Source organism: Natronobacterium gregoryi SP2 (genome assembly GCF_000230715.2).
GTDB lineage: Archaea > Halobacteriota > Halobacteria > Halobacteriales > Natrialbaceae > Natronobacterium > Natronobacterium gregoryi.
Window position 1 is genome coordinate 2,108,711 of the sequence record NC_019792.1, and the last position, 12,077, is coordinate 2,120,787.

Here is a 12,077-nt window from a genome sequence, read left to right on the forward strand (position 1 = left end):
CGGTCTCCGTCGATAACGAACGGGTAATGCGACTCGAGCTTCGCGTCTGTCAGCACTGTCTCGACGGCGACCACGAGGCAGGAAAGCAAAAGTCGGCGCTGCTACAGGACATGGTCGCTTGCGCCGAGCGCGTCGAAGAGCACAAGGACGTCCTCGACCTCGAGGAGGTCCACATTCGAAAGGTACGCGACGACGAGAAAGGGAAGCCGGCGGCGCTGCCGGTCGTCGCGGCGACGATTCAGAACGATCAGGTAGTCTTGAACGACACGCAACTCGTCGCCGAAGGGCAGGACGGGACGATGCTCCTGTACGCGAATCCCGACGACATTCTGACGGTGCTTGCCGGTAACGTCGACGAGATCGACAAGGTCGTCCCTGGTGATGCGACCGTCGACCTCTCGCCGGCTGGTGCCGAGATAATCGCAGATGCCGATCTCGGTGCGGACGGCCCACAGTCCGGCGAGTAGTCGCTGATCTGGGGTCCAGTTGGGAGTGGCGTTCGAGCCGATTCGACCGGTGATCGTCTCGTCTGTATCTAGTACCGTCCCAACCGTCGACTGACGGGTCGAATCGAGCGACACCGCCAGATTCGACCCATCAGTGCAGGCTTGGCCCGCCACTAGTGCTTTGGCAAGCCTGAACGGATGAGTGAAACCGAATGCGGTCGTCTGGGTTCACGCAGCAGTCGACGCTTGGCGGAGTACTAGGGTGGCCACTGTGTGTCGGTTTCGGGCGGCCGTGTTCCGGTTTCGGGTTTGCCGAGGCGTCGCTACGGCGGGCCGTGTTAGGCTGGATCGTCCGTCGTTTCGACCGTGGCGGTTCTCGTTGACATCGATTCGACGTTTCTCCGCCTGGAGGCTTCGTGACGACTGCTCACGACAGCGACCAGTGATGCGGATTGGGTGCCGTCGTCTCGGTGTGTCTGTTTCGGGTTGTGTGCGTCCGCGCTGGTACGGAATGCTGTACCGGTATCGATGTACCGGCGCGACCGCAGGCGGGCTCGCGGTCGCGCCAGAACTGACTGACAGCAAACCGTATGCCGGCCACTGATAGGGATTATCGTAGCCAACCGGAGGTTTCGAAGCCCGTCCTTCGACGCTGTGTCGTGGTTCGTCACGGGAAAACTATGAACTCCTACGATAATCCCTATGACTTCTCCCACGAGTGAGCTCGTGGGCTTTCGCGCTGTTCTCGCTGTAACCCGCTCGCCTGTGGCTATTTCTACGACGCCGAGCAATGAACTGCGACGCCCCCACATTCGAGGGTATATAAGCCGCTGGATTATGAGTGGTAGAGCCCTTGGAGAGGTAGTTGCAAGTATCAAATGGATGGAACAGTTCCGGAAACGAAGGCGAATTCGATCAAAAGAAACCTATGACACAGCCTGATTGCAGTACTGACACGACAAAAGGGGGACAAGGTGGAGCGTCACGTCGGAACTTCCTTCAGCTCGCGGCCGGTGCAGCCGCCGGGACAGTTATTACGTCTTACACGGCGGAAATCGGCTCGGCACTCGGACAGGCGATCGACGGTGATCTCGAGGTCGTCTGGCTGCAGGGCCAGGCCTGCACCGGGTGTACGATATCGACGCTGCAGGGGCAGTATCCGTCTCTGGAAGGGGTATTGAAGGATTTCCGCGTCGAAGTGACCTTTCATCCGACTCTGATGCCCGAAGCGGGCGAAGACGCGATGGACTCGATGAGTATGGACCCCGACGTGTTGATCGTCGAGGGGTCCGTGCCGGTCGATATGCCGTCCGCGGCGACGGTTGGGGGACGAGCGATCTACGACTGGGTTCAGGAACTCGCACCGGAATCCGATTACGTGATCGGCGTCGGTAACTGTGCTGCCTTCGGCGGTTGGCCGGCGGCCGAGAACAAGAAGGATCTCTACGGCCTGGGCGAGAACGTCACGGGGGCACGGGGCCTTCAGTTCGAACAGCGACAAGAGCGTGGCGTTCTCGGCCCCGACTTCGAGTCGGGGGCTGGCTTACCGGTCATCAACCTCGGCGGGTGCCCGATTCACCCAGACTACCTCCTGTTGACGTTGGCGACGGTGCTAAACGGTCACACGCCGGAACTCGACCGTTACAACCGGCCGAAACCGTTCTACGAGCCACTCGTCCACGACAACTGTCAGCTCCGAGGGTACTTCGATCGCGGTGAGTTTGCCGAGAAACCTGGTGACGAAGGCTGTCTTCTCAAGGTCGGTTGTGCTGGTCCCTACACGAACTGTGACGACCAGCAACGGCTCTGGAACGACGGCACGAGCGTCTGCCTCGACGTCGGCGCAGCGTGCATCGGATGTATGGAGCCGGGCTTCTGGGATCGGTTCACGCCGTTTAACGAAGAGGTCGAACGACAGTCAGTCGTCGGCCCGATCACGGCAGAGCACGCTGGCTGGGCTGGCGTCGCCGCTGCTGGTGCCGGGATCGGTGCCCACGTCGCACGGAAAGCAACCGGGTACGGTCACTTCACGAAAGACGACGCGCCGGAGGAGATGAAAGAGGAAGCGACGGCCGAGATGAAAGAGGAAGCGACGGCCGAGCAAGACGATTCGAACTAACGGAGGCTAAGATCAATGGTGGAAGTTACTATCGACCCGACGACACGTATCGAAGGACACCACGGAACAGAACTGGAAATCGAGAACGGCGAAGTCGTCAACGCCAAAAGCCAGATGAAGATGTTCCGGGGTGCCGAAATAATCACGCTCGGGCGACCGCCCTACGACGCGCCCATGCTTACGGGGAAAGTCTGTGGGGTGTGTTTCACCTGTCACCGCCTCGCCTCGAGCAAGGCCGTAGAGAACGCTGCCCAGGACGCAGGCGTCTTCGAGGGACCGCCGCGGAACGCGGTCTTGCTTCGAAACGCCCTGGAAGGGATCTTCTACCTGTGGAATCACGCGATCCACCTCTATGCGCTCGTGGGACCAGACTACAGCGACGCCGTTGCGGACACGGGTCTCGATCGGCTCGACCCGATCGAAGGCGAGGGTTATCAGGCGGCACTCGACCAGCAGCGGAAACTGCTCAAGGCGTTCGCCGAGTTCGGTGGTCGCGCACCCCACCCGCTGACGTACGTTCCTGGCGGGATGGCGGGCCAGCCCGATCCATCGACGGTCGAAAGCGTCAAATCGCGAGTCGCCGAGGTCAGTGAGTGGATCGGTCCAACCGAAGCCGCGCCGGAGGTTCTCGAGCGATACCTGGCGGCCGACGAGCCCGGTGACGTCGAGGTCGATCCCGACCTCGGCGAGGGACTGCACGACCTCGTCGGACTCCTCGTCGCGGCAGCCCAAGCGGGCACTGCCGAGCACGGTGTCGGGCCGAACCGGTATTACTCCAACGGCGTCTTCGATCACGCGGACGGGGACGGACTGTTCCTGGACCGCGGGATCTATCGCAACGGGCTGGTCGAGTCGAAGACGAGAGACGAGATCATCGACGCGATCAGCGAAGACACCGCATACTCCTGGTACACGAACGATTCGGGTGGCGATCCTGCGAAAGCGAAGCCGCCCGAGCCGGCTCCCGACAAAGACGACGCCTACTCGTGGGGGACGGCACCCAGATGGAACGGTCAGACGATGGAAACCGGCCCGCTCGCTCGGCTGGTCATCGACGACCGCGACCCGTTCGACCTGCGGGCCGACCTCGGTGGCGGCGCTGCCGAGAGCAACACGCTGAACCGCCTCATCGCTCGAGCACAGGAGATCCTGCTCGTCCGCGACGAGGTGCTGAACTGGCTAGACGCCCTCGACTTCGACGAACCGTTCGTCCACGAGTGGACCGACGACTTCACTGGACAGGGCGTGGGTCTCTGGGAGCCATCGCGCGGGGCACTGTCCCATTGGACCAGCGTCGACAGCGGTGAGGTCGAGCGGTACCAGATCATCACGCCGACGCTGTGGAATCTTGGGCCCCGCGACGCGGAGGGCCAACCGAGTATCCTGGAAGAAGGACTGGTTGGTATGGAAGTCGACGATGTCGAGAACCCGCTCAACGTGATGCGAACGATTCGCTCGTTCGATCCGTGTCTGGCCTGTGCGGTCCACGTCCAGAGCCCGGACGCGGAGTACGAGACCGTCCTCGAGCCGGCACGGCCCGGTGACAAACTCGGGGCCGAAACGGACGGCAGCCGAGGTGAGTAACGATGACCGACCGCTCGATAAACGACGCTGACCGCCCCCCGACAGACGAGGGATCGTCGGACCGGGTGCAGACGGACGGCGGCACTCGGGAAGTCGACCACGGCGGTATCATCGACATCGAACAAATACCGGTCGCCGGGAAATTCGTCGCGTCGATCCGGACCGAAATCGCCACCCGCTATGCGGGCTATCTGACTCTCAACAAGGAGGACAAGGAGACGATCCACCGCTGGGGGACCGGGTCGATCATCTGTCACTGGGTGATGGTGCTGTGTATGTTCATTGCCCTCGTGACCGGCGTCCAGTTCTGGACTGGCTGGTACGGTCCGCTGAACATCGGCATCTGGGACGGCTATCAGGTCGCGTTCCAGCTCCACATGTGGGCGGGCGTGATACTCGCTGTCATCGCGCTCGTGATCTTCCCGTACTATCACAAGTTCGTCGACGGCCACGAGTTGCTGGTCTCTCTCGATCAGATCAAAGAGGAGATCATCATCGCGGTCTCGTTCGTCGGGTTGACGGATTACATTCCCGGCTACAAGAAAGCACGGCGGACGTACAACGAAGACCACGAGGAGTGGGTGGGCTACCATCCGATGCAGACGGTCTTCTGGTATGTCACGTGGTTTTTCGTGTTGGCGCTGACGGTGACTGGCTTCGCGCTGTGGAACGGCATCGCGACCGATCCAGCGTGGTGGATCGCTGCAATCGGCTTCATGGAAGGCTGGGTCACTTACGAGACGATGTTGCGACTGCACCTGCTCGCGACGTTCTGGGTGATCGCAGCGGTCTCGATCCACGCGTACTTCCCGCTGATGCCGAGCAACCTCGACATGACGAAGTCGATGTTCACCGGCACGCTCGAGGGTTGGGTCGTCGACGACGAGACGAAACCGGAACCGGACGCTGAATCGACGGTCGAACGAACTCAAGACGAAACCAGCGATGACTGAAACCGCTTCCCCGTCACCAGAGATCGCGGTCGTCGGCGTCGGGAACGAGATCATGGCCGACGACGGTATCGGGCCACGGATGATCGCAGCACTCGAGTCACAGCCTGCGGTCGCGACGGAGGCGATCCGCCTGTACGACGCGGGGACGACCGCGTTTCTCGCGCTCGAGGCGATGAGTGGCTGCGATCGAGCGATCGTCGTCGACGCGATCGAGACTGGGTCCGAACCGGGGACAGTCCAGGAGTATCGGTACGTCGACGGCGCGTTCGACGGGGAAGCACCGGACATGACGATGCACGACGTCTCGTTTACCGAGGCGCTCGGGTACACAGACGGGACGTACGATTTGCCCGACGAGATGCTGGTCGTCGGTATCGAGCCGAAGCGACTCGAGCCGGGTACTGAGCTGAGCGAACCGGTCGAGAACGCCATTCCAGCGGCTACGGATGTGATACTCGACTACGCCGCAGCGGCGGCCGATCGATCCAAGCACGTGGTAACGACCGAGTAGCACAAGTGAGCGACCTGCGAATCATTCAGATATGAGTTCAAAGTGGTATTGTCGCGACTGTGAGACACGTATCGAGAGCGACGAGATCCAGGCACACGAGGACGACGGCCACGATGTCAAAGGTGTCGTTCGTCCGGACCGGCTGCTCGGAAACGATCCGTGGAACGTAGGTGTCCAGCATCGATCGGCAGACGACGAATCGACGGACGACGAAGAGGTGTCCGGCTGATGTGTCTCGGTATTCCCGGCGAGATCCTCGAGATTAACGGGGACGAAGCCCGAGCGGAGTTCTGGAACGTCGAGAAGACCGTCCGACTGGACATCGTCGGTGATACCGTCGAGGAGGGCGATTACGTCCTCAATCACGCCGGCTTTGCGATCCGGAAGATTCCCGAGTCGGAGGTCGAGGAGACGCTCGAGATCTACGAGTCGTTCCTCGAGGGCGACGAAGACGAGGCGCTCGAGGAGCTCGGTGCCGAAGACGCCGTCCTCGAGTTCGGCGACCGGCCGACAGCGGTTGACGGTGAGAGACAACCAGTGACGGCCGATCCTGGCGATCGGCGGTCTCGAGAGGGAAGCGACGATGAGCAGTGAGACGGACCTCCAGTTTCGGGACCCGGACGCAGCCCACGAGCTTGCAGACCGACTGGCGGCGCTGATGGACGACATCGGAGAGTCGGTCAGTCTGATGCACGTCTGTGGCTCTCACGAGCAGGCGATCGCCAAATTCGGTCTGCGAAGCATGCTTCCCGACGGTCTTTCGATCCGGATGGGGCCGGGGTGTCCGGTCTGTGTGACGAACATGCCGGAAGTCGACGACGCCGTTGCCCTCGCCGAACAGGGGGCAATCGTCGCGACGTACGGTGATATGTATCGCGTCCCTGGAACGGAGGGGAGTCTCGCGGACGCCAGTGCAGCGGGGGCCGATGTCGAAATCGTCTATTCGGCGAGCGAGGCAGTCGAACTCGCCGCCGACAATCCTGGCCGCGAGGTCGTCTTCTTTGCGACTGGCTTCGAGACGACCGCGGCTCCGACGGCTGCCATCCTCGCGGGCGGTCCGCCCAAGAACTTCTCGATACTCTCCGCGCACAAGTACGTTCCGCCGGCCATGGAGGTCGTCGCCGAACTGCCCGACACCGACATCGACGGCTTTCTGGCTGCCGGTCACGCCGCGACGATCACCGGCTATGGACTGTTCGAAGAGTTCGTCGACCAGTACGAGACGCCGGTCGTCGTCGGTGGCTTCGAGCCACTCGACGTACTGCTCGGCGTCGAGCGACTGCTCGAGAATATCCGCGACGGCGAGGCTGGCCTCGAGAATGCCTATCCACGCTGTGTCTCGCGCGAAGGTAACACCGCGGCGCTGGAGACGATGTGGGATGTCTTCGAGACGACGTCGGGCGAGTGGCGCGGGATCGCGGAGATCCCGGACGCGAATCTGGTGCTCCGCGAGGAGTACGCCGAGTACGACGCTCGCACGCGATTCGACGTCGATCCAGCCGTGGGGGATTCGGATCCGTTGACGGAGCAGTGTCTCTGTGGCGATATTATGGCGGGCACGGCGGACCCGGACGATTGCGATCTCTTCGGCGAGGAGTGTACGCCGGGCAACCCCGTCGGCGCGTGTATGGTAAGCAGCGAAGGCCCCTGCAAAATCTGGCAGGAGTACGGTGGAAAACCGGATCTCTAACATGAACGACAGCGACGACTCGAACGACGAGGTAGTGACGCTTGCCCACGGTGCGGGCGCGGGATCGATGCGCGCGCTGATCGACGACCTGGCGGTCTCGCGGTTCGCAGACGAAGACGAGCCAGCCGCCGACGAAGTCGGTCTCGCGGCCCTCGACGACGGGTCCGTCCATCCGCTCGAGAGCGGGGACGGATCGGTCGTTCACACGACCGACAGCCACGTCGTCAGCCCGCCGGTCTTTCCGGGGGGTGACGTTGGCAGGCTCGCGGTCGCTGGTACGGTCAACGACCTGGCGGTCATGGGTGCGACCGATCCGCTTGGCCTCACCTGTTCGCTGATCGTCCAGGAGGGATACCCGATGTCGAAACTCGAGTCGGTCTTCGAGTCGATGCAGACGGCGTGTGAGGAGGCCGGCGTCCGGATCACCACTGGCGATACGAAAGTGATGCGAAGCGACGAGGTCGACGGGCCGGTGATCAATACGGCGGGCGTCGGCGTCGTCCCGCCTGGCGGTGCGGTTACCGACGCCGGGCTCTCGCCCGGTGATGCGGTCATCGTCAGCGGCACAGTCGGGGACCACGGCATCGCATTGCTCTCCGAACGCGAGGGATTCGGGTTCGGCGGCGACCTCGAGAGCGACGTCGCACCAGTCAACGATCTCGTCCGGGCGGCGATGGACGCCGGCTCCGTGACTGCGATGAAAGATCCGACACGTGGCGGGCTCGCGACCACGCTAAACGAGATCGCAGAGAAAAGTGGCGTCGGTCTCGAACTCGACGAGCAGTCGATCCCGATCGACGACGCGATCGCAAGCGCTGGCGAAGTACTCGGTATCGACCCGCTTTCGGTCGCCAACGAAGGCAAAGCCGTACTTGGCGTCGACGCCGACGACGCCGACGCCGTCCTCGAGGCCATCCGAGCGCACCCGACCGGCTCGGACGCGGCGATCGTCGGTCACGCGACCGCAGATCACACTGGCCGGGTCGTCCTCGACACTGGCTTCGGGAGACGGTACCTGAGCGAACCGGAGGGCGAAGTCCTTCCACGAATCTGTTGACACCATGCACGAACTGAGCATCGCGTCCCGACTCGTCGATCGTGCACTGTCGGCTGCCGACGAACACGACGCCGACGACGTCGAGGCGTTGGCGATCGACGTCGGTCGCGCAGCGCACGTCAATCCCGACCAGTTACAGTTCTGCCTCGAGACTGCCGTCGACGAAACGATCGCTGCGGATGCGACGATCGACATCGAAACCGTGTCGCCACGTGCACGTTGTGACTGTGGCTGGGATGGCGAGCCCGACCGTCTCGAGGAGACGATCGCGTATGCACCGGACGTTCGCTGTCCCGACTGTGGCAAGCGGGCGGAACTCGTCGCTGGTCGCGAGTGTCGACTACGAAGTATCGAGATTCCGGACGCGAATGCAACCGAGGCGAGCAGTTGATCGGCGAGTAGACCGATCGGTGCCGAGAGAACGGAGTGCTAACGAATACACTCAATACTGACCGGCGAGTAGACCGACTGTTATCGAGATAATCGAACGCTAACGATACTACTTACCATGTACAACCGAACGACACATCCCCTGACTCGAGCCCTGAATCGCCTGTTCGACGTCGGTCCGATCCGACTCCACCGGTTTGGCCACGACCACGACCACGAGGAGTCGACGACCGACATCGAGGCCGACGTCCTCGCCGCCGTTCGCGAGCGTGCTGGCGAGGTCCACGAACGTCTGGCTCACGACCACGGCGTCTACGGCGTCGAGTTCGCCGGCAGCACCGGCGGCGGCAAGACGCTGTTGATCGAACGGCTGATCGAACGCGCCCCGGAAGACGAACAGCTCGGCGTCGTCGTCGGCGACGTCGCCGGCGAAGACGACGCGAAACGGCTGCGCGACCACGGCGTCGCGGTCGAGAACGTAAACACCGGTAAGGAGTGTCACCTGGACCCGACGCTCGTCGACGAGGCGATCGAGTCGTTCGACCTCGAGACCCTCGACACGCTCTACCTCGAGAACGTCGGGAACATGGTCTGTCCCGCGGACTTTCCGCTCGGGGCGACCCGTCGCGTGCTAGTGGTGAGCACCACTGAAGGCGACGACGTCGTCCGCAAACACCCGATGCTCGTCCAGTCGGCGGACGTCGTCGTCATCAACAAGGTCGACATCGCAGACGCGGTCGGAACGGACGTCGACGTGATCCGGTCGGACGTCGAGGACGTCGCTCCGGGAACATCGGTCGTCGAGACGAACGCCCAGAGCGGCGAGGGCATCGCCGCGCTCGAGGCCGAACTCGAGGGTGAACACGACCACCACCAGTAGACGCTATGACTACCGAATCCGCGGATCGACGACGAGTCGAGGTGACCGTTACGGGTGTCGTCCAGGCCGTCGGTTTCCGGCCGTTCGTCTACCGACGGGCGACGACCCACGATCTCACCGGAACAGTCCGAAACACCGGCGACGCCGGCGTCGAGATCGAACTCGAGGGGCGATCCGACGACGTCGAGTCGTTCCTGTCCGATCTCCGGGAGCGACCGCCGCCGCTTGCAGTCGTCGAGTCGGTGACCGTCGAGGAAGCCGATCCCGTCGGCGAGAGCGAGAGCGAGTTCGTCATCGAACCCTCGACGGACGGCGACGGCGGTTCGGGGACGATCCCGCCCGACACTGGGATCTGTGAGACGTGTCTCGAGGACATCCGCGATCCCGACTCGCGGTACCACCGGTACTGGGCGACTGCCTGTGTCGACTGTGGGCCGCGATACACGGTAATCGAGTCGTTACCCTACGATCGGCCGCGGACGACGATGGACGAGTTCCCGATGTGTACGGCCTGTCGCGAGGAGTACGAAGATCCCATGGATCGGCGCTATCACGCCCAGACGACCGCGTGTCCGGAGTGTGGGCCGTCGCTGTCGTTGCTCGACGACGACCGTGGGGAACTCGCGACGGACGAGGAGGCAATCGCCGCCACGACCGATCGACTCGCCAACGGCGAACTCGTCGCGATCAGGGGGATCGGTGGGACCCATCTGGCCTGTCTGGCGACCGACGAGACGGCAATCGAACGGCTCCGAGACCGGACCGGTCGCCCGGCGAAACCGTTCGCACTCATGGCCTCGTCGCTTGACGACGTCGAGTCGTTTGCCGCCGTCGACGACCGCGAACAGTCGTTGCTTACCGACGTGCGTCGGCCGATCGTCGTGCTCGAGACCGAACGCGACGACGCGTGGCTCGAGGCCGTCGCTCCGGGGCTGCACACGGTCGGCGTGATGCTTCCCTACGCTGGCTTGCATCACCTGCTTTTCGACGAACTCGACGATCCGCTCGTGATGACCAGTGCGAATCTGCCGGGACAGCCGATGGCGACGACCGTCGACGCCATCTACGAGCAACTCGAGGGCGTGATCGACGCGGCACTGGTCCACGACCGCGAGATCACCGCCCGGTGTGACGACAGCGTCGTCCGGGTCGTCGACGACGACCGGCGGTTTCTCAGGCGGTCTCGAGGCTGGGTTCCACGTCCGCTCCCGCGTCCCGACTCCGGTCCGGAAGTACTGGCGCTCGGGGCCGAATTCGACAACGTCGTCGCGCTCGCCCGTGACGCCGACGTGGTGCCGTCCCAGCATCTCGGCGATGTCGACGGGCCGGCAACCGAGGCGTTCCTCCGGGAGACGACCGACCACCTCACGGAACTGTTCGGCGTCGAACCCTCCGTCGTCGCCTGTGACCGCCACCCCGGCTTTCGCACCACGGAACTGGCAGCGACCGTCGCCGACGACCTCGAGGTCGACGCTCCGGTTCGCGTCCAGCACCACCACGCCCACGCAGCCGGACTTCTCGCGGAACACGACCGCGACCAGGCGGTCGTCGTCGTCGCCGACGGAACGGGGTACGGATCCGACGGGACGATCTGGGGTGGCGAAGTGCTCTCTGTGACGCCCGCGTCGTTCGACCGTGTCGGCGGGCTCGATACTTTCCAGTTGCCCGGCGGCGAGTCGGCAATTCGTCGCCCGGCCCGCATTCTCGCGAGTCTCCTCCAAGACGACGAACGGATCGACGAGTTACTCGTCGACCGGACGCCCCTCGACGAGGACGCTGCCCGGACGGTCAGAGAGAGCGTCGCTGCCGACGTGAACGCGCCGGAAACGACCAGCGCCGGTCGGTTTCTCGACGCGAGCAGCGCACTGCTCGACGTCTGTTCACACCGGCGCTACCAGGGAGAGCCTGCACTCCAACTCGAGGCGGCCGCGGCCGACGCCGACCCGGTCGACATCGACGTACCCTACACCGAGCGAGACGGTAGGCAGGTCGTCGACGTTGCTGCTCTCGTGCAGGCGATCGACGACATGCGTGACACGCACTCGAGACACCGTCTCGCGGCAACCGCACAGGAGACGCTGGCGCGTGGGCTCGGAACGATCGCGGCCCGGGCGGCGACCGACCGCGGGATCGACGCCGTCGGGTTTACTGGTGGAGTCGCCTACAACGAGGCTATCTCTCGGACGATCCGGGCGACAGTCGAGTCACACGACCTCGACTATCTCGCCCCCGACCGCGTCCCGCCCGGCGACGCCGGGATCGCGTACGGGCAGACGGTCGTCGCGGCGAACCGCGTCGAGTGAGACCGGAACTGTCATACGATTTGCTGTCAGTCAGTGCCGGCGCGACCGCGCGCCCCTGGGGTCGCGCCGGGACATCGGGTCAACAGTCCGTCTCAGTCGTCGCCGACACACCCGCGGTCCGAAGCGGGAACACCGGGACGCCGG

At 63.7% G+C, this 12,077-nt stretch carries 12 protein-coding genes; all 12 read left to right on the plus strand.

Annotated elements, in window-relative coordinates; all coding sequences use genetic code 11:
• Positions 1-26: 26 nt before the first annotated feature.
• The 12 genes from NATGR_RS10535 to hypF all read left to right on the plus strand — a co-directional run bounded on the left by NATGR_RS10535 (position 27) and on the right by hypF (position 11,933).
• On the plus strand, positions 27-467 hold the full coding sequence (locus NATGR_RS10535; RefSeq protein ID WP_015233558.1) for a hypothetical protein: 441 nt from the start codon (positions 27-29) through the stop codon (positions 465-467).
• Positions 468-1,374: 907 nt separating this feature from the next.
• On the plus strand, positions 1,375-2,565 hold the full coding sequence (locus NATGR_RS10540; protein WP_005575707.1) for a hydrogenase small subunit: 1,191 nt from the start codon (positions 1,375-1,377) through the stop codon (positions 2,563-2,565).
• Between the two features lie 15 nt (positions 2,566-2,580).
• Positions 2,581-4,149: a nickel-dependent hydrogenase large subunit gene (locus NATGR_RS10545; RefSeq protein ID WP_015233559.1), complete on the plus strand. Its 1,569-nt coding sequence runs from the start codon at positions 2,581-2,583 to the stop codon at positions 4,147-4,149.
• Between the two features lie 2 nt (positions 4,150-4,151).
• Positions 4,152-5,102, plus strand: coding sequence for a cytochrome b/b6 domain-containing protein (locus tag NATGR_RS10550; RefSeq protein ID WP_015233560.1), 951 nt, complete (start codon positions 4,152-4,154; stop codon positions 5,100-5,102).
• Positions 5,095-5,613, plus strand: coding sequence for a hydrogenase maturation protease (locus NATGR_RS10555; protein WP_015233561.1), 519 nt, complete (start codon positions 5,095-5,097; stop codon positions 5,611-5,613). Before NATGR_RS10550 ends, NATGR_RS10555 begins: the two co-directional genes overlap by 8 nt.
• A gap of 31 nt (positions 5,614-5,644) precedes the next feature.
• Complete coding sequence (locus NATGR_RS10560; protein WP_015233562.1) at positions 5,645-5,842, plus strand: hypothetical protein; 198 nt, start codon at positions 5,645-5,647, stop codon at positions 5,840-5,842.
• The gene (locus NATGR_RS10565; protein ID WP_015233563.1) at positions 5,842-6,207 is read left to right on the plus strand and encodes a HypC/HybG/HupF family hydrogenase formation chaperone; all 366 of its coding nucleotides are present in this window, start codon (positions 5,842-5,844) and stop codon (positions 6,205-6,207) included. Before NATGR_RS10560 ends, NATGR_RS10565 begins: the two co-directional genes overlap by 1 nt.
• Positions 6,197-7,303 (plus strand): hydrogenase formation protein HypD, encoded by a 1,107-nt coding sequence (gene hypD / locus NATGR_RS10570; RefSeq protein ID WP_015233564.1) that lies wholly within the window; start codon positions 6,197-6,199, stop codon positions 7,301-7,303. Before NATGR_RS10565 ends, hypD begins: the two co-directional genes overlap by 11 nt.
• Position 7,304: 1 nt before the next feature.
• On the plus strand, positions 7,305-8,360 hold the full coding sequence (hypE, locus tag NATGR_RS10575) for a hydrogenase expression/formation protein HypE (protein WP_015233565.1): 1,056 nt from the start codon (positions 7,305-7,307) through the stop codon (positions 8,358-8,360).
• A gap of 4 nt (positions 8,361-8,364) precedes the next feature.
• A complete protein-coding gene (locus NATGR_RS10580) occupies positions 8,365-8,751 on the plus strand; it encodes a hydrogenase maturation nickel metallochaperone HypA/HybF (RefSeq protein WP_015233566.1) in 387 nt (128 codons plus the stop codon).
• A gap of 117 nt (positions 8,752-8,868) precedes the next feature.
• Positions 8,869-9,630 (plus strand): hydrogenase nickel incorporation protein HypB, encoded by a 762-nt coding sequence (hypB, locus tag NATGR_RS10585; RefSeq protein ID WP_015233567.1) that lies wholly within the window; start codon positions 8,869-8,871, stop codon positions 9,628-9,630.
• Positions 9,631-9,635: 5 nt separating this feature from the next.
• Entirely contained in the window at positions 9,636-11,933 is a 2,298-nt protein-coding gene (hypF, locus tag NATGR_RS10590; RefSeq protein WP_015233568.1) for a carbamoyltransferase HypF, read from the plus strand.
• Positions 11,934-12,077: the final 144 nt, after the last annotated feature.

What these genes read in the sequence shown, in the direction of transcription:
- NATGR_RS10535 (WP_015233558.1), top strand. Translation starts at nt 27, where the DNA reads ATGCGACTCGAGCTTCGCGTCTGTCAGCACTGTCTCGACGGCGACCAC.
- NATGR_RS10540 (WP_005575707.1), top strand. Translation starts at nt 1,375, where the DNA reads ATGACACAGCCTGATTGCAGTACTGACACGACAAAAGGGGGACAAGGT.
- NATGR_RS10545 (WP_015233559.1), top strand. Translation starts at nt 2,581, where the DNA reads ATGGTGGAAGTTACTATCGACCCGACGACACGTATCGAAGGACACCAC.
- NATGR_RS10550 (WP_015233560.1), top strand. Translation starts at nt 4,152, where the DNA reads ATGACCGACCGCTCGATAAACGACGCTGACCGCCCCCCGACAGACGAG.
- NATGR_RS10555 (WP_015233561.1), top strand. Translation starts at nt 5,095, where the DNA reads ATGACTGAAACCGCTTCCCCGTCACCAGAGATCGCGGTCGTCGGCGTC.
- NATGR_RS10560 (WP_015233562.1), top strand. Translation starts at nt 5,645, where the DNA reads ATGAGTTCAAAGTGGTATTGTCGCGACTGTGAGACACGTATCGAGAGC.
- NATGR_RS10565 (WP_015233563.1), top strand. Translation starts at nt 5,842, where the DNA reads ATGTGTCTCGGTATTCCCGGCGAGATCCTCGAGATTAACGGGGACGAA.
- hypD (WP_015233564.1), top strand. Translation starts at nt 6,197, where the DNA reads ATGAGCAGTGAGACGGACCTCCAGTTTCGGGACCCGGACGCAGCCCAC.
- hypE (WP_015233565.1), top strand. Translation starts at nt 7,305, where the DNA reads ATGAACGACAGCGACGACTCGAACGACGAGGTAGTGACGCTTGCCCAC.
- NATGR_RS10580 (WP_015233566.1), top strand. Translation starts at nt 8,365, where the DNA reads ATGCACGAACTGAGCATCGCGTCCCGACTCGTCGATCGTGCACTGTCG.
- hypB (WP_015233567.1), top strand. Translation starts at nt 8,869, where the DNA reads ATGTACAACCGAACGACACATCCCCTGACTCGAGCCCTGAATCGCCTG.
- hypF (WP_015233568.1), top strand. Translation starts at nt 9,636, where the DNA reads ATGACTACCGAATCCGCGGATCGACGACGAGTCGAGGTGACCGTTACG.